The organism is Streptomyces xanthii (genome assembly GCF_014621695.1).
Classification (GTDB): domain Bacteria; phylum Actinomycetota; class Actinomycetes; order Streptomycetales; family Streptomycetaceae; genus Streptomyces; species Streptomyces xanthii.
In genome coordinates this window covers 3,590,664-3,610,831 of the sequence record NZ_CP061281.1, presented here as the reverse complement: position 1 = coordinate 3,610,831, position 20,168 = coordinate 3,590,664, and the positions used below count along the sequence as shown (strand labels likewise).

General features: G+C 71.8%; 22 protein-coding genes. 17 read left to right on the top strand and 5 right to left on the bottom strand.

Annotated features, from left to right (window positions below; genetic code table 11):
* Position 1: 1 nt before the first annotated feature.
* The 8 genes from IAG42_RS16375 to ygfZ all read left to right on the top strand — a co-directional run bounded on the left by IAG42_RS16375 (position 2) and on the right by ygfZ (position 5,580).
* A complete protein-coding gene (locus tag IAG42_RS16375; protein ID WP_030784848.1) occupies positions 2 to 289 on the top strand; it encodes a DUF1416 domain-containing protein in 288 nt (95 codons plus the stop codon).
* A gap of 134 nt (positions 290 to 423) precedes the next feature.
* Positions 424 to 684: a DUF3099 domain-containing protein gene (locus tag IAG42_RS16370; protein ID WP_188337730.1), complete on the top strand. Its 261-nt coding sequence runs from the start codon at positions 424 to 426 to the stop codon at positions 682 to 684.
* 140 nt (positions 685 to 824) lie between these two features.
* Positions 825 to 1,604, top strand: a complete 780-nt coding sequence (locus IAG42_RS16365) for a hypothetical protein (RefSeq protein WP_223206028.1) — start codon at positions 825 to 827, stop codon at positions 1,602 to 1,604.
* Positions 1,601 to 2,386 (top strand): hypothetical protein, encoded by a 786-nt coding sequence (locus IAG42_RS16360; RefSeq protein WP_188337728.1) that lies wholly within the window; start codon positions 1,601 to 1,603, stop codon positions 2,384 to 2,386. The genes IAG42_RS16365 and IAG42_RS16360 overlap by 4 nt, the downstream gene beginning before the upstream one ends.
* Positions 2,383 to 3,258: a hypothetical protein gene (locus IAG42_RS16355; protein WP_188337727.1), complete on the top strand. Its 876-nt coding sequence runs from the start codon at positions 2,383 to 2,385 to the stop codon at positions 3,256 to 3,258. Before IAG42_RS16360 ends, IAG42_RS16355 begins: the two co-directional genes overlap by 4 nt.
* Positions 3,259 to 3,496: 238 nt before the next feature.
* Positions 3,497 to 4,069 (top strand): FABP family protein, encoded by a 573-nt coding sequence (locus IAG42_RS16350; protein ID WP_188337726.1) that lies wholly within the window; start codon positions 3,497 to 3,499, stop codon positions 4,067 to 4,069.
* A gap of 40 nt (positions 4,070 to 4,109) precedes the next feature.
* Entirely contained in the window at positions 4,110 to 4,565 is a 456-nt protein-coding gene (locus tag IAG42_RS16345; RefSeq protein ID WP_188337725.1) for a Fur family transcriptional regulator, read from the top strand.
* A gap of 34 nt (positions 4,566 to 4,599) precedes the next feature.
* A complete protein-coding gene (gene ygfZ, locus IAG42_RS16340) occupies positions 4,600 to 5,580 on the top strand; it encodes a CAF17-like 4Fe-4S cluster assembly/insertion protein YgfZ (protein WP_188337724.1) in 981 nt (326 codons plus the stop codon).
* A gap of 2 nt (positions 5,581 to 5,582) precedes the next feature.
* Here ygfZ and dtd read toward each other — a convergent pair whose 3' ends face one another.
* Entirely contained in the window at positions 5,583 to 6,008 is a 426-nt protein-coding gene (dtd, locus tag IAG42_RS16335; protein WP_188337723.1) for a D-aminoacyl-tRNA deacylase, read from the bottom strand.
* A 193-nt stretch (positions 6,009 to 6,201) separates the two neighbouring features.
* Here dtd and IAG42_RS16330 point away from each other — a divergent pair, with 193 nt between their 5' ends.
* Positions 6,202 to 6,768, top strand: a complete 567-nt coding sequence (locus IAG42_RS16330; RefSeq protein ID WP_223206027.1) for an RsiG family protein — start codon at positions 6,202 to 6,204, stop codon at positions 6,766 to 6,768.
* 254 nt (positions 6,769 to 7,022) lie between these two features.
* Positions 7,023 to 8,288 (top strand): GNAT family N-acetyltransferase, encoded by a 1,266-nt coding sequence (locus IAG42_RS16325; RefSeq protein ID WP_188337722.1) that lies wholly within the window; start codon positions 7,023 to 7,025, stop codon positions 8,286 to 8,288.
* A gap of 108 nt (positions 8,289 to 8,396) precedes the next feature.
* On the opposite strand, the gene IAG42_RS16320 is transcribed toward IAG42_RS16325, so the two are convergent.
* Positions 8,397 to 8,582, bottom strand: coding sequence for a hypothetical protein (locus tag IAG42_RS16320; RefSeq protein WP_188337721.1), 186 nt, complete (start codon positions 8,580 to 8,582; stop codon positions 8,397 to 8,399).
* Positions 8,583 to 8,759: 177 nt separating this feature from the next.
* Positions 8,760 to 8,951: a hypothetical protein gene (locus IAG42_RS16315; protein WP_188337720.1), complete on the bottom strand. Its 192-nt coding sequence runs from the start codon at positions 8,949 to 8,951 to the stop codon at positions 8,760 to 8,762.
* A 207-nt stretch (positions 8,952 to 9,158) separates the two neighbouring features.
* Between IAG42_RS16315 and IAG42_RS16310 the strand changes: the two genes are divergently transcribed.
* The 7 genes from IAG42_RS16310 (at position 9,159) to IAG42_RS16280 (ending at position 16,983) form a co-directional block, all read left to right on the top strand.
* On the top strand, positions 9,159 to 10,079 hold the full coding sequence (locus IAG42_RS16310; RefSeq protein ID WP_188337719.1) for a winged helix-turn-helix domain-containing protein: 921 nt from the start codon (positions 9,159 to 9,161) through the stop codon (positions 10,077 to 10,079).
* On the top strand, positions 10,028 to 10,846 hold the full coding sequence (locus IAG42_RS16305) for an HAD family hydrolase (RefSeq protein WP_188337718.1): 819 nt from the start codon (positions 10,028 to 10,030) through the stop codon (positions 10,844 to 10,846). Before IAG42_RS16310 ends, IAG42_RS16305 begins: the two co-directional genes overlap by 52 nt.
* A gap of 118 nt (positions 10,847 to 10,964) precedes the next feature.
* Positions 10,965 to 11,855 (top strand): winged helix-turn-helix domain-containing protein, encoded by an 891-nt coding sequence (locus tag IAG42_RS16300; protein ID WP_188337717.1) that lies wholly within the window; start codon positions 10,965 to 10,967, stop codon positions 11,853 to 11,855.
* Positions 11,856 to 11,914: 59 nt separating this feature from the next.
* Positions 11,915 to 13,051 carry a phosphotransferase family protein gene (locus IAG42_RS16295; protein WP_188337716.1) on the top strand — a complete coding sequence of 379 codons (1,137 nt, stop codon included), beginning with the start codon at positions 11,915 to 11,917 and terminating at the stop codon, positions 13,049 to 13,051.
* 54 nt (positions 13,052 to 13,105) lie between these two features.
* Positions 13,106 to 14,209, top strand: coding sequence for a phosphotransferase (locus IAG42_RS16290; RefSeq protein WP_188337715.1), 1,104 nt, complete (start codon positions 13,106 to 13,108; stop codon positions 14,207 to 14,209).
* Complete coding sequence (locus tag IAG42_RS16285; RefSeq protein ID WP_188337714.1) at positions 14,206 to 14,886, top strand: TetR/AcrR family transcriptional regulator; 681 nt, start codon at positions 14,206 to 14,208, stop codon at positions 14,884 to 14,886. The genes IAG42_RS16290 and IAG42_RS16285 overlap by 4 nt, the downstream gene beginning before the upstream one ends.
* Before the next feature lie 63 nt (positions 14,887 to 14,949).
* Complete coding sequence (locus IAG42_RS16280) at positions 14,950 to 16,983, top strand: HelD family protein (protein WP_188337713.1); 2,034 nt, start codon at positions 14,950 to 14,952, stop codon at positions 16,981 to 16,983.
* A gap of 206 nt (positions 16,984 to 17,189) precedes the next feature.
* On the opposite strand, the gene IAG42_RS16275 is transcribed toward IAG42_RS16280, so the two are convergent.
* Together IAG42_RS16275 and IAG42_RS16270 are read right to left on the bottom strand one after the other, a co-directional pair.
* Positions 17,190 to 19,571, bottom strand: a complete 2,382-nt coding sequence (locus IAG42_RS16275) for an ATP-binding cassette domain-containing protein (protein ID WP_188337712.1) — start codon at positions 19,569 to 19,571, stop codon at positions 17,190 to 17,192.
* Between the two features lie 114 nt (positions 19,572 to 19,685).
* A complete protein-coding gene (locus IAG42_RS16270; protein WP_188337711.1) occupies positions 19,686 to 20,147 on the bottom strand; it encodes a carboxymuconolactone decarboxylase family protein in 462 nt (153 codons plus the stop codon).
* Between the last annotated feature and the right edge of the window lie 21 nt (positions 20,148 to 20,168).

Below are 20,168 nucleotides of genomic sequence, written 5' to 3'. Positions count from 1 at the left end.
CATGTGTGGAGCGAAGGCCGGCGGCCCCGACGCCTCGACGATCAAGCCCGGTGAGACCACCATCCAGGGCCAGGTGACCCGCGACGGCGAGCCGGTGACGGGCTACGTCCGTCTCCTCGACTCGACCGGCGAGTTCACCGCGGAGGTCCCCACCTCCGCCACGGGCCAGTTCCGCTTCTACGCGGCCGAGGGCACCTGGACCGTCCGCGCCCTGATCCCCGGTGGCACCGCCGACCGCACGGTCGTCGCGCAGACCGGCGGTCTCGCGGAGGTCGCGATCGCCGTCTGAGCGATCACCTGACGGCCTGAGGGCCGCACCCCAGGGGTTGGACGCCACTGGTAAGGGGTGCGGCCCTCCGGCATGCCCGAGGGTGTGACTGTCCGGCATGCCCGCCCCCGCCCGGCCGGGACTACGCTGGAACCATGCTCGCGCGGCGTAAGCACATCTACTTCGCCATGATGGGCGTCTGCATCGCGCTCTTCGTCCTGGCCTGGAGCGTCGTGCGGCTCTGGTCGGTGCCCGCCGCCGTCGCCATGTGCGTGGTCGCCATGGTCATCCCGCCCTTCGCCGCCATGGTCGCGAACCGGCGCGGTCCCGACGACCGCTGGTGGGACGACCCGTCCGGCGACGAGAAGTCCGACGAGTGGTGGGACGAACTGGACGGCAAGAAGCGCCGGCCCTGAACCGTCCCCTGAACCGCCCCGCTGAGCTGCTGGAACGTGGCTGTTTCGTGATCGACTGACGGGCAACCCCGAGGAGTTGTCGCGGGTCTCCTGTGCGCGCGGATACGGAATCCGCGCCTCGAGTTCCGTGGGGGGACCCGTTGGAAGACGTACTCGCACCATCGGCCGAGCCCGGGGCACCACCCGCCCTCCCGGCCGCCGAGAAGAAACCGCGCCGCCGCGCCCGCCGCACCGTCGCCCTGATCGCCGGCGCCGCCGTCCTGGGCGCCGTCGCCGGCGTCTGCGCGGGTTACGCCGTGCAGGCGGAGCGCGACCCCGACCCGCTGCCGCCGCTCGCCCAGCCGCGGATCACCCAGGCCGAGGGCGGCAAGCCCCCCGAGCCGCTGTCCGCGTCCGCCGACCACCGGGTGCGTACCGACGGCGACCTGCGGCGTTTGCTCGTGCCCCGCCCCGGCGGGACCCGGAAGTCGGACGGGCAGCAGGGCTGGGTCGACCAGCACGACTTCGCCGAGTACTTCTTCAAGAAGCCGGGACCGATGTTCGGCGAGCTGTCCGACGAGGGCTTCCGCCGGGCCGCCGTCACCGTCTGGGAGAAGGGCAACGCCTCGACCTCGGTCCAGCTCGTCCAGTTCCGCGACGCCGAGGAACGTGGCTCCCTCTCCTTCCTGGACGGCCAGCTCGCCTACATGCCGGGCGACAAGTGGGCGGGCAACGCGGGCGAGCCGATCCCGCACAGCTTCAACGGGCGCGCCTTCGTGTCCGACCACGCGAAGAGCGAGCCCGGCTACGTACCCATGTACTCGGCCCGCGCGCTCGCCGTGCGCGGCGACATCGCCATGGACATTCAGATCTACGACACCCGGCCCATCCGTATGAAGACGGTCATGGACCTGGCCGAGCGGCAGTTGGAGCGCCTGTGAGTGACGAGATGCCGCAGGAGCCCGAGGCGCCGCAGGAGCCCGGGTTCCAGGACCGGCCCGCCGCCCCTCGCCGCCGCCGTCTGACCACCGTCCTGGTCGCCGGTGTCGTGCTGCTCGCCGTCGCGGGCGGTGTCGGCTTCACCGTGGTCACCGTGCGGGACGCCGACCGTACCGCCGCCACCACCGTGTGGGGCGACGCGAAGGAGCCCAAGCAGCAGGCCGGCCGCCACTCCGGCGGTGACCTGCGCGAACGCCTTCTGCCCGTCCCCGACGGATACGTACCGGGGCCGGACATCGACGAGTTCGGCAACGACCACGTGATCACCGGCCAGGACGCCGTCGACCGCTTCGAGGCCGGCTCGGACGACCTCCCGGCCCGCCAGCGCGAGGCCCGCCGCAAGGCTGTCGACAAGCTGAGGCTCAAGGGCCTCGCGATGCGCAGTTACGCCTCCGAGGACGACGACCTCGTCATCGAGACCCGGCTGGCCGAGATCGGGAACCGGCAGGTGGGCCGGGACCTGAAGGACTTCCAGTCCGGGTTCCTGCGCGCCCTCGGCGTCTTCAAGAAGGGCCCGGCGATCAAGGGCCACCGCAACGCGGACTGCTTCCTCGCGCCCCGAGAGGGCAAGGACGGCCTCGACCTGCTGACCTGCAGCGCCTACGAGGACGACCTGCTGGTCTCCGTCACCGCGTACGGCCCCAAGTCCCTCGACACCAAGGCCGTGGCCGACCTCCTCGCCCGGCAGCTCGACCACATCTCCTCCCGGGGGGAATTCGTATGACCCACCCCACCGAGACGTCCGAGAACTCCGTGACGTCCGAGAACCCCGAGGCGCCTGAGAACCCCGAGGCGCCCGCGAACCCCGCGACCCCTGAGAGCTCCGAGGCGCCGGCCCAGAAGAAGGACCGCCGGGTCCTGCGCGCCGTCCTGCGCTGGACCGCCGCCGTGCTCGTCCTCGCCGCCGCCGGAGCCGGCAGCGCGTACGGGGTCATCGCGAGCGACCGCGGCGACCTGCCGGGACTCGCCACGGAGAGCGACGGCCGCTGGGAGTACCCGAGGATCGAGCGGCCCCCGCTCCCCGAGGGCGCCCCCGCGCCGTTCGCCGAGGGGAACCTCCGCGAGGAGCACTTCGCCGACCTGCGCGCCCTGGTGCTGCCCGCCCCGAAGGGCGCCACCGCCGACCGGAAGCTCACCGGCCACGACGGCTGGCTCGACACCGACAGGTACCTCGCGGAGTACGACAAGGAACACCGCCGCGAGCTCGCGGAGGCACTCAGGGACGGCGGCCTGCGCCATGTCGCCGCCCGGGGCTGGACCATGCCCGACGGCACCCGCACCCGTGTCTACCTGCTGCGCTTCAACTCGGGCGCCTTCGCCCGCGACTACCGCAGGAACCTCACGAGCAACGGGGCGCTCCCGGCCGGCGTGGAGCGCGTCGACCCGGACCACGAGCTCAGGAACAACACGACCGCCGTCCGCTTCACCTATCTGCGGGTCTTCGGCGAGCAGCGCCCCTACGGAAAGGAGCGCGTCCGCTTCGCGTACACCGACGCCGGTGACGTGATGGCCCTGGTCGTGCAGTCGGACGACGGGCACACCCCGGCCGTGCCCTTCCACCAGACCGTCGCCCTGCAGAACCAACTGCTCGGCTGACGGCGCAGCCCGACCTCGCCGAGAGAGCCGGACCCCGCACGGATAGAGTGGGGTCCGGCTCTGTCCGCTTACGTTCGCTAGTCCGCTAGTGCCGCTCACCGAGGAGCACCCGTGCTTGAGGCCTTCTTCTCCGCTCTGCTCGTCCTGGTCTGCGTGGGCGTCCTCGCCTTCGCCGGTCTGACCGTGAAGAAGCTGTACCAGGGCCAGCGCTGACCCCCTTCGAGGAAAGCCCCAGATCATGATCGAGATCCCGTCCGACCTGAACCCCGAGCTCGTTCCGCTCGCCTTCCTCCTGGGCAACTGGGCGGGAGCCGGTGTGACCGACTTCCCCGGCGCCGAGAAGGCCAATTTCGGCCAGGAGGTCAGCTTCACCCACGACGGGCGGGACTTCCTCGAGTACCACTCGCACACCTGGATCCTCGACCAGGACGGCAACAAGGTGAAGCCGCTCGAGTCCGAGTCCGGCTTCTGGCGGATCGACAAGGACCGCAAGGTCGAGGTCGTGATGGTCCGCGACGACGGCGTTGTCGAGGTCTGGTACGGCGAGCTGGCCGACAAGAAGCCGCAGATCGACCTGGCCACGGACGCGGTGGCCCGCACGGCGGCCTCCGGCCCGTACAGCGGCGGCAAGCGTCTGTACGGCTACGTGAAGAGCGACCTGATGTGGGTCGGCGAGAAGCAGACCCCCGAGGTCCCGCTGCGCCCCTACATGTCGGCCCAGCTCAAGAAGGTCGTCTCGCCGGAGGACGTCGCCGAGATGGCGCGCAACCTCCCGGACATGCCCGACGACGGCATCGCCTTCTTCAAGTAGGACCTCCGGGTCTTTCGGGCCAGGTCTTACACTCGGCGGTGTGGTGAGCACCGACTGGAAGAGCGACCTGAGGCAGCGCGGCTACCGGCTGACGCCGCAGCGTCAGCTTGTCCTCGAAGCCGTCGACACCCTGGAGCACGCGACCCCCGACGACATCCTGTGCGAAGTGCGCAGGACGGCGTCGGGGATCAACATCTCGACGGTCTACCGGACCCTGGAGCTCCTGGAGGAGCTCGGCCTGGTCAGCCACGCCCACCTCGGGCACGGCGCCCCCACCTATCACCTGGCCGACCGCCACCACCACATCCACCTCGTGTGCCGCGACTGTACGAACGTGATCGAGGTCGACGTCGACGCGGCCCAGGACTTCACCGCGAAGCTGCGCGCCGAGCACGGCTTCGACACCGACCTGAAGCACTTCGCGATCTTCGGCCGCTGCCGGGACTGCGCGGCCCGCGCCTCCGCCCCGGATCCGGGGGAGGACCCGCAGGAATAAGCGGGTCCGGGCCGTCGTCGTAGTCTGTGTGACCATGCAGCGACATTCCACGAGCAGCCCCCTGCTGACCCTGCCCGGCGCCGTTCCCGGCGAGGGCCGGGACGAAGGTGTCGCCGCCCACTACGGCGATCTGTTCCGCGAGCAGCGGGCCCTCGCCGACGGCCGGGGCGTCGTCGACCTCTCGCACCGCGGCGTCCTCACCGTGACCGGCGAGGACCGGCTGAGCTGGCTGCACCTGCTGCTCACCCAGCACGTCAGCGACCTGCCCCCGGGCCAGGCCACCGAGGCCCTGATCCTGTCCGCGAACGGACACATCGAGCACGCCCTCTACCTCGTCGACGACGGCACGACGACCTGGGCGCACATCGAGCCCGGCACCCGCGAGGAGCTCCTCGCGTACCTGGAGTCGATGAAGTTCTTCTACCGGGTCGAGGTCGCCGACCGCACCGACGAGTTCGCCGTCGTCCACCTGCCCGCCGGCTCCATCGCCCCGGTGCCGGACGGGGTGGCGGTGCGCGAGACGGCGTACGGCCGCGACCTGTTCCTGCCGCGCGCCGACCTGGAGTCGTACGCGGAGCAGAACGGCCCGGCGGTCGGCCTGCTCGCCTACGAGGCGCTGCGCGTCGAGCAGCACCGGCCCCGGCTCGGCCTGGAGACCGACCACCGCACCATCCCGCACGAGCTGGGCTGGATCGGTTCCGCCGTCCACCTCCAGAAGGGCTGCTACCGGGGGCAGGAGACCGTCGCCCGCGTCCAGAACCTGGGCAAGCCGCCGCGGCGCCTCGTCTTCCTGCACCTCGACGGCAGCGAGGTGCACCTGCCGCCGCACGGCGCCGAGGTACGGCTCGCGGCGGACGGCCCCGAGGGCCGGAAGATCGGCTTCGTCACCACCTCGGCCCGCCACCACGAACTGGGCCCCATCGCCCTCGCCCTGGTGAAGCGGAACGTGCCGGTCGACGCGGAGCTGATCGCGGAGACCACGGCCGCCGCCCAGGAAGTCGTCGTCGAGCCGTAGCCCTACATCTCCAGCAGGACGGTGAACGGGCCGTCGTTCGTCAGGGACACCCGCATCTGCGCCCCGAACCGGCCCGTCGCCACCGTCGCGCCCAGCGCCCGCAGTTGCGCCACGACCTCGTCGACCAGCGGCTCGGCGACCGGGCCGGGCGCCGCCGCGTTCCAGGTGGGCCGGCGGCCCTTGCGGGCGTCCCCGTAGAGCGTGAACTGGCTGATCACCAGCAGCGGCGCGTCGATGTCGCTGCACGACTTCTCGTCGCCGAGCATCCGGATCGACCAGAGCTTGCGGGCCAGCTGGGCCGCCTTCTCCTTCGTGTCCTCGTGCGTGACCCCGACGAGGACGCACAGGCCCTCGCCCTTGATCTCGCCGACCGTCTCGTCTCCCACGACGACGCTCGCGCCGTCCACTCTCTGCACCACTGCACGCATACGGTCATCATGCCGTGCCGCGCCTACCCGTTCGGGCGCCCTCCCGAACCCCCCATCCGGGGCCTATATGGGGCAACGCGCGCGAAGCGGCCACCCGGAGTGGCACGATGCTTCCACGTGGTGCGCCAGGGGCGCACGGCGTCGGTCCGGTCGAGGGGACGGTACACAGCCCATGGATACGCACGCGCATCCCATGAACCACACGCCGAGCACGGGGCTTTCCGGTCTCTCCCGGACGCCGGTGCAGCGCGTCGACAGCCCCGCGCTGCCCGCCGCCCCCGCACCCGACCTGCCCGCGCTGAGCCTCGCCGAACTGCGGGCGGTGCGGCGCGACTCCCAGCGCGACGAGGCCGACCTGTCGTACGTACGGCGGCTGCTGCAGGGCCGGATCGACATCCTGCGGGCCGAGCTGGCCCGGCGCCGCGACCCGGAGTCCCCGGTCGTGGACCGGCTCTCCGAGATCCTGCGGGACCAGCCGACGGGGCAGCGCTCCTCGGCCCGGCACGTCACGCTGGGCACGCCGCACAGCGAGGAGTTCCGGTCGCTGGCCGAGGGGATGCTCGCGGAGGTCGAGCTGTCGGATCTCGGGGCGCGGACGGATGCGGAGCTGGACGCGGGGCTGGGGCGGCTCGTCCGGTTCGAGCAGCAGGTGTCGCGGCGCCGGCAGGTCCTGCAGCGGGTCGCCGACGATTGCAGCGGTGAGATCGCGCGTCGCTACCGGGAGGGTGAGGCGCGGGTCTCCGATCTCCTCGGGGGCTGACCTCTCGCGTCGCGGTCCGCGGGCCGGTGGGGGCTGACCGCGCAGTTCCCCGCGCCCCTGAAATGCAGACGCTTCGCGTCGCATTTCCCCGACAGGTGACCGCCCGATGGAGCGCACGAAGTGCGCATCTCCAGGGGCGCGGGGAACTGCGCGACCAGCCCCCACCGGAGCGGCACCCGGCGACAAAGAGGCGGAGCTGCGGCGGGGGCCGAAATCGGGGCGACACCGGCGCGGGGCCGACCTAGCGTGACCTCATGACGACCCGCCCCGGCCCCGCCGAAACCGTCCGCCCGATCACCCCGGAAGAAGTCCGGACCTGGAGCCGCGCGCTCAACACGGGCTTCGTCCGCTCTCCCACCGTCTCCGACGAGACCGTCGACCGCCGCCGAGCCCAGTTCGACCTCTCCCGCGTCCGCGGCGCGTTCACGGACACGGGCCGAGCCGTCGCCACGTTCCGCTCCTTCGCCCAGACCCTGACGGTCCCGGGCGGAGCCACCGTCCCGACGGACGCGATCACGAACGTAACGGTCACCCCCACGCACCGCCGCCGCGGCCTGCTCACCCGCATGATGGCGGACGACCTCGCCGAGGCGAAGGAGCGCGGGGACGTCGCGGCGACCCTGATCGCCGCCGAGTACCCGATCTACGGCCGCTACGGCTTCGGCCCCGCCACCACCGCGACGACCTGGGAGATCGACGTCCCCCGCACCGGCCTCGGCCCGCGCTGGTCGGCCCCCGAGGACGGCGCCACGATCGAACTGGTCGACGCGGCGGAGTACCGCAAGGAGGGCCCGGGGCTGCACGACCGGCTCCGTACCCGGGTCGCCGGCATGGTCTCCCGTGAGCCGTCCTGGTGGGACCGTGACACGGGCCTCGCGGCGGCCCCCGAGGAGCCGTGGACGGAGCCGTTCTTCGCCCTGTACCGCTCGGCGCGCGGTGAGGTCGAGGGCCTGCTCCGGTACCGGATCGAGGGGAAGTTCAGCGACGCGGTGCAGCCGGTGTGCACGGCGACGGTGCTCGACCTGTTCGGGGAGACGCCGGCCGCCGAGCGCGCGCTGTGGCACTACGTCTGCGCGATCGACTGGGTGACGGTCGTGCGGAGCGGCCTGCGCGCCCCCGACGATCTGCTGCCCGACCTGCTGCCCGACCCCCGGGCGGCCCGGATCGTGCGGCAGTCGGACGCGATGTGGGTGCGGCTCCTGGACGTCGCGGCGGCCCTGGAGGCGCGGTCGTACGGGACGAGCGGGGCGCTGGTCATCGAGGTGCGGGACGAGGCGGGGCTCGCCGGGGGACGGTTCGCGTGGGATGCGGCGCCCGACGGTGCGACGTGCGTGCCGAGCGCCGCGGCACCCCAGCTCACGCTCGGTGTCGCGGAGTTGGGGGCGCTGTGGCTGGGCGAGGTGTCCGCGGTGCGGCTCGCCGCCCTGGGCCGGGTGGTCGAGGAGGAGGCGGGCGCCGCCGCCGTTGCCGACGCCCTGTTGCGTACGTCGCGGCGCCCGTGGTGCCCCGACATGTTCTGAACCGCGGTGCTGCGCGGTGCGGTGCGGTGCTGCGCTGTGCCTGCTGCTGAACTGCCGATCTGTTGAAGACCGACCGGGCTCCCGGCTCCCCTCCGGAAGGGAGCCCGGTCAGCCGCTCTGGGCCAGCAGCATGACGAGGACGACCGCCCCGATGCCGCTGATCACGGTGTTCTTGGCCTTGAGGCCGACGGAGAGCGCGATGAAGGCGATGATGCCCATCGGCCCGTACTTCCACTGGATGAGCTGTTCGAAGCCGATGGCGAGCGCGGCGACGACGATGGCGAAGAGCGGCATGGTCTTGACCTCCTTCGGGCGGTGACGCGGACCAACCTCTGTGACTGACGCCAACCTGCGAGGCGGGCCGACCATGTCGGCCAAGTTGGTCACCAACTCATTGGTACTTATCTCCGCTGTGTTCCGAGTCATAACCACCTTCACGTCAACTCCCCAAAGATGGCGGGAAGTTGAGGCTCAGTGGAGGGCGGGGCCCGCGACCATGATCGCGAGCAGGGCCGCCCCGATGGAGCTGCACGTGGCGTTCCGGGCCTTGAGGCCGATCGTCAGGAGCAGCAGGCCCGCGATTCCGGCCGGGCCGTAGTGCCACTGGACGAGCTGTTCGAAGGTGATCACGAACACCGCGGAGAGGAGGCTCAGGAAGGGCATGGCTCTTACCTCCTTGGGTACGACGAACGTGGTGCGGGAGGGTTGGTCCAGGTAACTGCCAGCCACGGCCACCTTGCGCCAAGTTGGCAACCAACTACACCGTAGTTGTCCCCGCTTGGTCGCTGTGGATAAACAAGGTTCCAACAACTCCCACCAAATCCGTGGAAGTTGTAGCGTTTGGTTGTGACTCAGGAGAGCGTGGCGGACATGGCTGGTAGTGCAGGCACGCAGGCCGCGGCGGGTACGGGCGCCGGGGCGGCCCTGAACGGGGGCGGCAGACGGCCCGGAGCGCAGGAGATCGCCGACGAGCTGCGCGAGCGGATCAGGGCGGGGGTCCTCAAGGCGGGCGACCGGCTGCCGACCCAGGCCACGCTCGCCGGGCAGTTCGACGTGGAGCGCGGCACGGTCCGTCAGGCGCTCCAACTCCTGGAGGCCGACGGACTCCTGGCCAACCGCAGCAAGGGCAGCCCGCCCCGCATCGCGCCCTCCACCCCGGCCGGTGACGAACCGCAGCCCACGATGGTCGCGCTCTCCCCGCGCCTGGTCGACGCCTTCCAGGCGCCCCGGGTCCGCATCGACGCCGTCTGCATGACCTCCGAGACCCTGATGCTGGCCCTCGGCGAGCCACTGCGGCTGATCCACGAGGGACGCATGCGACCCGAGTCCATCGACGTACGCATCCTGCTGCCCAGCCGCGACATCGACCTGGCCTTCCCCGTCCCGGTCGCCGACTCCGGCCAGGGCGACGGCGAGGACCCCGTCCACCGGCGCTGGCTCGCCACCCGCAACGCGCAGGGCCAGGTCCTGCGGCACAACCTCCGCTCCCTGCGCTCCTCCCACGGCATCGACGTGAAGGTCACCTTCCGCGCCCTGCCGTTCACCCCGCCCGTCAAGCTCTACCTGCTCAACGAGGAGGAGGCCCTCCTCTCGTACTACATGGTCCAGCGCCGCGAGGAGGAGATCGACAGCGGCACGACCCTGGAGATGTACGCCGCCACCGGCACCCAGGCCCTCCTCTTCTCCTTCGAACACCGCGCCGGCCACCGCGACCGCGCCTTCGTCGAGGAGTCCCAGAAGTGGTTCGACGCCCTCTGGGAAACCATCACGTCGGACCTGACACTCACCTAGTGACTTCAGATACGACGCAGCAGACTGTTCCTGTGGCTGAAGAGACGCAATCGCAGCGGGAGATGATCGATCCCGAACTGATCGGACTGCTCAGGGGCACGCGCGTCGTGCTCCTCGACTTCGACGGACCCATCTGCCGGCTGTTCGCGGGCCGCCCCGCCCTCGGGATAGCCGAGTTGCAGGAGCGCTGGCTGGAGTCGCAGGGGCTCGGCGAGATGCTCACCGAGGAGGAGCGGGAGCTGCGCGACCCGCACGGCACGCTGGCCCGCCTCGCCCGCGACAAGCCGCGGACCGACCTGGTCATGGCCCTGGAACAGAGCCTGACCGCCCAGGAACTCCGCGCGGTCCCCACCGCCTGGCCCACCCCCTACGCGGACCCGCTCATCCGCACCTGGTGCGCGGTGGGCGTCCGCCTGGCGATCACCACGAACAACTCGGCGGAGGCGGCACGCCGGTACGTACACGACCGCGGCCTGTCCGGCTGCTTCGAGCCGCACATCTACGGGCGCGAGGCGAGCGAACTGACCCGCCTGAAGCCCGATCCGTGGTCGCTGCAGCGCGCGCTGAACGCGATGGGGGCTGATCCGGCGCGCACGCTGATGGTCGGTGACGCGGCCAGCGACTGCGCGGCCGCGAGCGCCGCCGGGGTCTCCTTCCTCGGCTACGCCCGCAACGCCACCAAGGCGGCGGCCCTGCGCGAGGCGGGCGCCCGCCACCTGGTCACGGATCTCGAACCGGTCCTGATCGCGGTGCGCGCTCTCGGCTGAACCCGCTGTCCGGCCCCTGACCTGCCCTCATCGTCCGTCCTCGTGCACGTCCGGGAGAGTTGGCTGCCAACTGGCGTAGAGTTGTGAGGACTTGGTTCGGTGGAAGGGGGTGTGTCGCATGGACGGCGGGACGCGCGAGACCACCACCGAGCGGCCCTCGGCGGCGGACATCGCAGACCGGCTGCGCGCACGGATCTCGTCCGGAGAGCTGGCACGAGGCAGCCGGCTCCCGACGCAGGCCGAGCTGGTCGAGACGTTCGGGGTGCAGCGCAGCGCGGTGCGCCAGGCGCTGAAGATCCTCGAGGGAGAAGGCCTGCTCACGGCGGTCGGCCGAGGCAGTCCGCCGGAGGTGGCGCCGACCGCGCGGGCGGAGCCGGCCCGGGACGTGACACTGTCCGCGCGGAGCATCCTCGGGCCCCGGCTGGAAGTGGCGTTCGAGGCTCCGCATGTGGAGCTGGACGTGGTCAGCCTGACCTCCGAGACGATGATGTTCGCCTTCGGACAGCTGATGGGCGCCCTGTACGCGAAGCACAAGCGGCCGGAGTCGGTGCGGGTCCGGGTGCTGCTGCCCCGGGTGGAGGACCGGCTCGACTACCCGGCGCCCGAGAAGGGCTGGGGTCACGACCAGAAGCTCGACGACGCCATGGACCGGCGGAACAAGGCGCAGAGCGCCAACCAGCGCACGATCCTGACGGGCATCCTCGCGCGGATGCACAAGGAGCTCGGCATCGACGTGAGCCTGGAGTTCCGCACCCTGCGCGGCACCCCGACCCGCAAGGTGTACCTCCTGAACCGGCGGGAGGTGCTGTTCGGGCACTACATCCCGGGCAGCTTCCTGCGGGACGTCGACGGGTACGCGGAGCCGGTCATGCTGCGTGACGTCGAGGGCGCGGAGACACCCATGCTGACGTTCGAGAAGGGCCGGGGCGCCCGGGACGAGGCGATGGTGGACTCGGAGCAGCTGCTGTTCGACCGGGTGTGGGAACACGTCGCACAACCTCAGGAATGAGCTGTCCAGATGGTGACACGCCGTGAGATCACGTGTCCCAGCCGCTACTCTGAGCGCTCATGTCGTCACCTCTGCCTCGCAGAGCGCATCAGGCGCTGATCCGCAAGCTCGCGGAGGCGCGACGCCGTGCCCCGGGCGGCGACGTGGTGACGGGGTATCACAACACCAACCTGGTCCTTCCGCTCGGCGTGCCCCTGGCCTTGCTGCTGGGTGTGGGGGTGCGGGCGCTCGGTGTCCGCGGCAAGTTCCGCGTCCCGGTCCGGACGGTGGAGGTCGTACCGCGGCTGTGGCGCCGGGAGGCCGATGTGCTGCGGGCGGTCGGCGCGACGGTGGGCGAGGTGCCGCGGTGTCTGGCCGATTTCGGAGAATGGTCTCTGCACTCGTATCTGACGGGTGAGCCCCTGTCGGAACTGGTGCCCGAGGGTCCGGTCGGCGAGGACCGCCTGCGCCACTTCGCGGGCTTCTTCGCCCGGCTGGCGTCCGTGCCGGTCGAGCGGATGCCCTCCCCGCCCGAGGCGTACTGGCCACAGCCCGGCGACAGCCGCCAGTTCCTGGGCTGGCTCGCGAAGTTCGCCGACGACAAGGTGCACCGGGTGAACGAGGAGCGCTTCGGCGGCCTCTTCCGCGCCGTGGGCGTGCCGGACGACGCGATCGAGCGTTTCATGACCCGGCTCCCCGACCGGCTGACCGACCGCCCGTACGCGGTCCTCCACACGGACGTGCACCGGGGCAACGTCGTGGTGGGCCGGGCGCCCGGCGGCCGGGAGCGGCTCTGCGTCATCGACTGGGAACTCGCCCTGTACGGCGACCCGCTGCACGACCTGGCGACCCACCTGGTGCGCATGGACTACGACGACGCCGAGCGCCGCAGGATGACCGACCTGTGGGCGCAGGCCATGCGGGCGAACGGGCACGAGGCGATGACCGCCGGCATGGACACCGACCTGGCGCACTACGTGGACTTCGAGTACGTGCAGTCCGTGTTCCCCGATGTCATGCGGGCCGCGATCGGCCTGGGGGAGGCGCCGTCGGACGCCGAGTTCGCCGCGGCCGCGGACCGGGTCCTGCGGGCGATGGAACGGGCGTGGAAGCCGCTGGACCTCGGCGCCGACAAGCCCCTGGACCGGGCACGGGCGGACGAGGCGCTGCGCGCCTGGCACCGCGAGCAGCACGGGCGGAGGCCGGCGGACGCCTAGCGGAGTCCGGGGCACCGTTGCGGGAGCGAGGTGCGGAGCCGATGCTGGGCTCTCATGCGGGGCTATTCGGACGACAGGACGAGCGCTGCCTGGCGGTCGGCCGTCGAACTCTGCGGCGACGTCTCGGCGATCGAGGGGCCGCTGGCCGGCCACCACCACGAGACGTACGTGATCCCCCTGGGCGCCGGGTGCGGCGGCAGGCGCGGTGCGCCGCCGGGCCGTTGGAAGAGCCGGGCCGCGCGCCCGGGTCTCGTGCGGTTCGACCGCCGGTCCTTCGTGTCGGAGGAGGACGTCGTACGAGCGCTGCACCGGCGGGTGCGCCGGGTTCCCGAGCTGATCGAGGTGGACGGGAAGGGACTGCAGCGCTTCATCGAGGGAGCGACGCTGGGACAGTTGCATCCGGCGGATGCGGCCGTGCCCGGCCATCTGGTGGTGCAGATGGTCGACGTGTTCCGGGAACTGGCCTCCATCCGGCCCCGCTCCGTGCGCCTGCCCCGCCGCGGCCCCGCACCCGAAGCGGTGGCCGACGGCGACAGCGCGGCCTTCCTCGACGGCCTGATCTCCTACATGGAGGAGCACGTCCACGCGGCGCACGCGGACGAGGTCGGCGGCCTGTTCCGCGATCTCGGGGTCGACGACGGTGCCACGGCGCGGTTGCGCCGCTTCGTGTCCGGCCTCGGCGAGCGGCCCTTCTGCCTGGTCCACGGGGACCTGCACCGGGAGAACCTGATCGTCGACGCGCGGCAGGAACTCTGGGTGATCGACTGGGAGTTGGCCATGGTCGGAGATCCGCTCTACGACCTGGCCACCCATCTGCACCTCATGCGGTACCCGGCCTGGCAGGAGCGGACGGTGGCCCGGCTGTGGTCCGCGGCCGTCTCCGGGGTCCGGCCGGGCGGGGCGCGCGGGTGGGGCCGGGACCTGCCGCTGCTGCTGGGCTTCAAGCGGGCGCAGTCGGTGTTCACGGACATCGTCCGGGTCGCGCTGGCGCTGCGCGGCGGTGCGGCGGATCCGGTCGGGCTGTTGCGGGACGCGGTGCGGCTGAGGGAAGTGCTGGACCGGGGCGCGGTGCCGCTCGGGCTCGACTCCGTGCCCAGCGTGCCGGTCGTCGCCGCCGCGCTGGGCCGGTGGTGCCGCGGCTACGCTGCCGCATCATGAGCGACCCCACCCCTTCCAGTACCTCGTCCCCCTCGGCCTCCGCGGGCCGTGAACCCGGTCTCCGTGAGCGGAAGAAGCAGCGGACTCGGGAGGTGTTGTCCGAGAGTGCTGTGCGGCTCTTTCTCGAGAAGGGGTACGAGAAGGTGTCCGTGGCCGAGGTCGCCGAGGCGGCGGGGGTGTCCAAGCCGACCGTGTTCCGGTACTTCGCGTCCAAGGAGGATCTCGTTCTCCACCGGTTCGCGGATCACGAGGACGAGGCGGCGCGGGTGGTGGCCGGGCGGGCGGACGGGGAGTCCGTCGTGGGGGCCCTGCGGCGGCACTTTCTGGACGGGGTCGCGCGGCGGGATCCGGTGACCGGGGTCTGTGATCATCCGGCGGTGCTCGCGTATCTGCGGCTGCTCTACGGGACGCCGGCGCTCGTGGCGCGGCTCTCGGGGTATCAGGAGCGGTCGGAGCTGGCCCTGGCCGAGGCGTTGGTGAGGGAGGGCTGGGGCGGGGTCGAGGCGCGGCTCGCGGCGGGGCAGGTGGTGGCGGTGCAGCGGATTCTGGCCCAGGAGAACGTGCGGCGGGTGGTCGGCGGGGAGTCGGCCGATGACGTGGCCGAGGGTGCGGTGCGCGCGGCCGAGGTGGGGTTCCGGCAGTTGGAGCGGGGAGTGGGGGCGGTTCGGAGCGACTAGACCGCCCGGACGCTGAAACGTAACCGAGTTAAGTTTTTGACTCGGTTGCGTTAGCGTGGGGGGATGGATTCTCTCGACCCCTCCGAACCCCTGTCCGTCGAGCGGCGGTATCACGAGCGGTGCCGGGCCGCTCTGGGCGCCATGATCGAGAGCGCCGACCGGCAGGTCGTCATCGGGGAGAACGCCTCCGCCTCCGGGGCCGACGCCGAGGTGCTCGGGTACGAGCTGCGGAGTCAGGCCAAGGGGCTCAAGGAGTTGCCGCGGGCGCCGCTGTTCTTCGGGCGGCTCGATTTCGGCGCCGCGGGTGGCGAGCACGCCGGGCAGAGCTACCACGTCGGGCGCTTGCGGATCAGTGAGGACGCGGCCGCGCCGCCGCTCGTCGTGGACTGGCGGGCGCCCGTCTCCCGCGCCTTCTACCAGGCGAGCGGCAAGGATCCACAGGGTGTGGACACGCGGCGGCGGTTCGGGTGGGCGCCCGGGAGCGTGGGGGAATCCGGTGACTTGAGCGGGTTCGAGGACGAGTTGCTCGGCACGGGCGTGCAGCTGAGCGGCAGCCGCATTCTGGCCGGGGAGATCGAGCGGCCCCGGGTCGGGCCCATGCGGGACATCGCCGCGACCATCCAGCCCGAGCAGGACGATCTCGTACGGGAGGACGCGGGCGTCTCCTTGTGCGTGCAGGGGGCGCCCGGCACCGGGAAGACCGCGGTGGGTCTGCACCGTGCCGCGTATCTGCTCTACACGTTTCCGCAGCGTGTGCAGCGGTCGGGGCTGCTCGTGCTCGGGCCCAACCGAGCCTTCCTCTCGTACATCTCCGCCGTGCTGCCGGCGCTGGGGGAGGCGGGCGTGCGGCAGTCCACCGTCGAGGAGCTGGTGGGTCTGGGGGAGGCGCGGGGGCGGGACACGGCGGACGCCGAGAGGCTCAAGCACGACGTGCGGATGGCCGAGGTGCTGCGGCGCGGACTGTACGCGCGGGTGTCGGCGGACGGGGTGCGCGAGGCGCTCGCCGTGCCCGACGGCTCGTACCGGTGGCGGGTGCCCGTCGAGGTCCTCGTGTCCGTCGTCGAAGACGTGCTCGCCGAGGAGCCGCCCTACGAGGTGGGGCGCGAGCGGGTACGCAGCCGGGTCGTGCGGTACGTACGGGAGCTGGCGGAGCGGCGGGCCGGGGCCGTGCCGGCGGCGTGGGTGCGGCGGGTGGAACGGGCGCGGTGCGTGAGCGCGTTCGTGGACGCGGTGTGGCCTCGGGTGCGGGCGGAGGAGGTGCTCCACGGATTGCTCGGTGACGCGGGGGAGTTGGAGCGGGCCGCGGGGGGCGGGCTGCTGTCGGAGGAGGAGCGGCGGGCGCTGGTGTGGGGCCGGCCGGCGCGGTCGTGGCGGTCCGTGCGGTGGTCGGCGGCCGATCTGGTGCTGCTGGACGAGATCGCCGGGTTGATCGAGCGGCCCGAGGGGTTCGGGCACATCGTGGTGGACGAGGCGCAGGACCTCTCGCCCATGCAGGCGCGGGTGATCGCCCGTCGGGCCGCGTTCGGCTCGCTGACCGTACTGGGGGACCTCGCCCAGGGGACCACGCCCTGGGCCGCGCGGGAATGGGGCGGACTGCTGCGGCACCTGGGGAAGCCGGAGGCGGTGGTGGTGCCGTTGACCGTGGGGTTCCGGGTCCCGGGGGCCGTCCTCGAACTGGCGGAGCGGGTGCGGGAGCGGATCGACGTGGTGGTGCCGGGGGCGCGGTCGCTGCGGGCGGACGGGACGGTACGGGTGGAGCGGGTCGACGATCTCGCGGCGGGGGTCGTGGGCGCCGTAAGGAGGGCGCTGGGGCGGGAGGGGTCGGTGGGGGTGATCGCGGCGGAGTCCGAAGTGGGGGTGGTGCGGGAGGCGCTGGACGGGGCGGGGGTCCGGGCCGGTGGGGTCGAGGACCTGGGCGAGCGGGTGACGGTGCTCGGGGCCGGGGTGGCCAAGGGCCTGGAGTACGACCACGTCGTGGTGGTCGAACCGGCGGGGATCGTGGAGGCGGAGGTGCGGGGGCTGGAGCGGCTGTACGTGGTACTGACCCGAGCCGTTTCCCGCCTGGACGTGATCCATCGCCGGGAACTGCCGTTCTGAGCGAGGGGGTCCCGCCGTCGCCGTGGGTGGCCGATGTTGTCGTGCGTTCACCCGCCGGTGGGGGCTGGTCGCGCCCCGCGGCGGAGCCGCTGATCGATGCGGCCCCGCGCCCCTGGGATGCGCACTTCGTGCGCGATCTCATCGGCCGCACGCCGGCCCACCGGATCGGCCGAGGCCCCCGGCCTCACCCCCCGCAGCCCCCGGCCTCACCCGCCCACGTAAGCCGCCAGATGATCCCCCGTCAGGGTCGCGCGGGAAGCGACAAGTTCGGAAGGCGTGCCCTCGAAGACGACGCGGCCGCCGTCGTGGCCCGCGCCCGGGCCCAGGTCGATGATCCAGTCCGCATGGGCCATGACCGCCTGGTGGTGCTCCACCACGATCACCGACTTGCCGGAGTCGACGAGGCGGTCCAGGAGGGCGAGGAGTTGTTCGACGTCCGCGAGGTGCAGCCCGGCGGTCGGCTCGTCCAGGACGTACGTCCCGCCCTTGTCCGCCATGTGCGTGGCCAGCTTCAGACGCTGCCGTTCGCCGCCGGAGAGCGTGGTGAGGGGCTGGCCGAGCGTGAGGTAGCCCAGGCCCACGTCCGCGAGCCGGGTCAGGATCTTGTGAGCGGCCGGCGTACGGGCCTCACCCTCGGCGAAGAACGCCTCCGCCTCGGCGACGGGCATCGCCAGGACCTCGCTGATGTCCCGCCCGCCGAACGTGTACTCCAGCACGTCGGACCGGAACCGCCGCCCCTCGCACTCCTCGCACACCGTCGCCGTGTCCGCCATCATCGCCAGCTCGGTGTAGATGACCCCGGCCCCCTTGCACGCCGGGCACGCGCCCTCCGAATTCGCGCTGAACAGGGCCGGCTTGACCCCGTTGGCCTTGGCGAACGCCTTGCGGATCGGGTCGAGCAGCCCCGTGTACGTGGCCGGATTGCTGCGCCGCGAACCGCGGATCGGGGCCTGGTCGACGGAGATCACGCCCTCCCCGGCCGGGATCGAACCGTGCACCAGCGAGCTCTTGCCCGACCCCGCCACACCCGTCACGACGGTGAGCACGCCCAGCGGGATGTCGACGTCCACGTCCTGGAGGTTGTGGGCCGAGGCGCCGCGGATCTCCAGCTTTCCGTTCGGCTCGCGCACCGTCTCCTTCAGACGGGCCCGGTCGTCCAGGTGACGGCCCGTCACCGTGTCACTGGCGCGCAGCCCCTCGACGTCCCCCTCGTAGCAGATCGTGCCGCCGCCCGAGCCCGCCCCGGGCCCCAGGTCGACGACGTGGTCGGCGATAGCGATGACCTCCGGCTTGTGCTCCACGACGAGCACCGTGTTCCCCTTGTCGCGCAGGCGCAGCAGCAGGTCGTTCATGCGCTGGATGTCGTGCGGGTGCAGCCCGACGGTCGGCTCGTCGAACACGTACGTGACGTCCGTGAGGGACGAGCCGAGGTGGCGGATCATCTTCACGCGCTGCGCCTCGCCGCCGGACAGCGTGCCGGAGGGGCGGTCGAGGGAGAGATAGCCGAGGCCGATCTCGACGAAGGAGTCGAGGGTCTGGCGCAGGGAGCTGAGCAGAGGGGCCACGGAGGGCTCGGACTGCTCGCCGATCCACTTGGCGAGGTCGCTGATCTGCATGGCGCACGCGTCCGCGATGCTGATGCCGGCGATCTTCGAGGAGCGGGCCGCCTCGCTCAGCCGCGTCCCCTCGCACTCCGGGCACACGGCGAACGTCGTCGCGCGCTCGACGAAGGCGCGGATGTGCGGCTGGAGCGAGTCGACGTCCTTGGAGAGCATCGACTTCTGGATCTTCGGGATGAGGCCCTCGTAGGTGAGGTTGATGCCCTCGACCTTGATCTTCGTGGGGGCCTTGTACAGGAGGTCGCTGAGTTCGCGCTTGGTGTACTTGCGGATCGGCTTGTCCGGGTCGAAGAAGCCGCAGCCGGTGAAGATGCGCCCGTACCAGCCGTCCATGCTGTAGCCGGGGATGGTCAGCGCGCCCTCGTTGAGCGACTTGGAGTCGTCGTAGAGCTGGGTCAGGTCGATGTCGGAGACGCTGCCGCGGCCCTCGCAGCGCGGACACATGCCGCCCGTGATGCTGAACTCGCGGCGCTCCTTGACCTTGTGGCCGCCCTTCTCGACGGTGACGGCGCCCGCGCCGCTGATCGAGGCGACGTTGAAGGAGAAGGCCTGGGGCGAGCCGATGTGCGGGGTGCCGAGCCGGCTGAACAGGATCCGCAGCATCGCGCCCGTGTCGGTGGCCGTGCCGACCGTGGAGCGCACGTCGCCGCCCATGCGCTGCTGGTCGACGCTGATCGCCGTGGTCAGACCGTCGAGCACGTCGACGTCCGGGCGGCCCAGGTTCGGCATGAAGCCCTGCACGAACGCGCTGTACGTCTCGTTGATCAGCCGCTGCGACTCGGCCGCGATCGTGTCGAACACCAGCGAGCTCTTGCCCGAGCCGGAGACGCCGGTGAACACCGTGAGCCGCCGCTTGGGGAGCTCGATGCTGACGTCCTTGAGGTTGTTCTCGCGCGCTCCGTGCACCCGGATCAGGTCGTGGGTGTCGGCTGCGTGCGGCGCGTCCTGCCGGCCGGCTCGGCTGCTCATCGTGGCTCCATCCGTCGGTGGGGCCTCGGCGAGTGGCCCCGTCCCCGCCGACGCTAGTCGCCGGCGGGCACCGAGGCTTCTCGATTCCTGACCCGAGGCCGCTGTTACGTGACCTCAGTCCTCCAGCGCGGCGAACACGCCCGGTGCGTACGAGCCGCCGCGCATCCGGGTGATCACGCCCATCCGGTTCGCCGCGTTGATCATCGAGACGAGGCAGACGAGCGCCGCCGCCTGTTCCTCGTCGTAGTGCGCGCGCACCGCGGCCCAGGTCGCGTCGCTGACGCCCTGCGCGGCGTCGGCCAGCCGGGTGCCCTCCTCGGCGAGGGCGAGCGCCGCCCGCTCGGCCTCGGTGAACACCGTCGACTCGCGCCAGGCCGCGATCAGCGCGAGCCGTACCGCGCTCTCGCCGGCCGCCGCGGCCTCCTTGCTGTGCACGTCGACGCACCAGCCGCAGCCGTTGATCTGGCTGGCACGCAGCTCGACCAGCTGCGACAGGGCGGGCGGCAGGCCCGTGAGCGCGGCACCGGCCCGGTAGAAGCGCTTGCCGTCAACGGCCACCCGGCCCTCGCTGTCCACCGTGACGGCGTGCTCGACGCG

Coding starts and splice junctions, on each gene's coding strand:
- IAG42_RS16375 (WP_030784848.1), top strand. CDS start 2: ATGTGTGGAGCGAAGGCCGGCGGCCCCGACGCCTCGACGATCAAGCCC.
- IAG42_RS16370 (WP_188337730.1), top strand. CDS start 424: ATGCTCGCGCGGCGTAAGCACATCTACTTCGCCATGATGGGCGTCTGC.
- IAG42_RS16355 (WP_188337727.1), top strand. CDS start 2,383: ATGACCCACCCCACCGAGACGTCCGAGAACTCCGTGACGTCCGAGAAC.
- IAG42_RS16350 (WP_188337726.1), top strand. CDS start 3,497: ATGATCGAGATCCCGTCCGACCTGAACCCCGAGCTCGTTCCGCTCGCC.
- ygfZ (WP_188337724.1), top strand. CDS start 4,600: ATGCAGCGACATTCCACGAGCAGCCCCCTGCTGACCCTGCCCGGCGCC.
- dtd (WP_188337723.1), bottom strand. CDS start 6,008: ATGCGTGCAGTGGTGCAGAGAGTGGACGGCGCGAGCGTCGTCGTGGGA.
- IAG42_RS16330 (WP_223206027.1), top strand. CDS start 6,202: ATGAACCACACGCCGAGCACGGGGCTTTCCGGTCTCTCCCGGACGCCG.
- IAG42_RS16325 (WP_188337722.1), top strand. CDS start 7,023: ATGACGACCCGCCCCGGCCCCGCCGAAACCGTCCGCCCGATCACCCCG.
- IAG42_RS16320 (WP_188337721.1), bottom strand. CDS start 8,582: ATGCCGCTCTTCGCCATCGTCGTCGCCGCGCTCGCCATCGGCTTCGAA.
- IAG42_RS16315 (WP_188337720.1), bottom strand. CDS start 8,951: ATGCCCTTCCTGAGCCTCCTCTCCGCGGTGTTCGTGATCACCTTCGAA.
- IAG42_RS16310 (WP_188337719.1), top strand. CDS start 9,159: ATGGCTGGTAGTGCAGGCACGCAGGCCGCGGCGGGTACGGGCGCCGGG.
- IAG42_RS16300 (WP_188337717.1), top strand. CDS start 10,965: ATGGACGGCGGGACGCGCGAGACCACCACCGAGCGGCCCTCGGCGGCG.
- IAG42_RS16295 (WP_188337716.1), top strand. CDS start 11,915: ATGTCGTCACCTCTGCCTCGCAGAGCGCATCAGGCGCTGATCCGCAAG.
- IAG42_RS16290 (WP_188337715.1), top strand. CDS start 13,106: ATGCGGGGCTATTCGGACGACAGGACGAGCGCTGCCTGGCGGTCGGCC.
- IAG42_RS16285 (WP_188337714.1), top strand. CDS start 14,206: ATGAGCGACCCCACCCCTTCCAGTACCTCGTCCCCCTCGGCCTCCGCG.
- IAG42_RS16280 (WP_188337713.1), top strand. CDS start 14,950: ATGGATTCTCTCGACCCCTCCGAACCCCTGTCCGTCGAGCGGCGGTAT.
- IAG42_RS16275 (WP_188337712.1), bottom strand. CDS start 19,571: ATGAGCAGCCGAGCCGGCCGGCAGGACGCGCCGCACGCAGCCGACACC.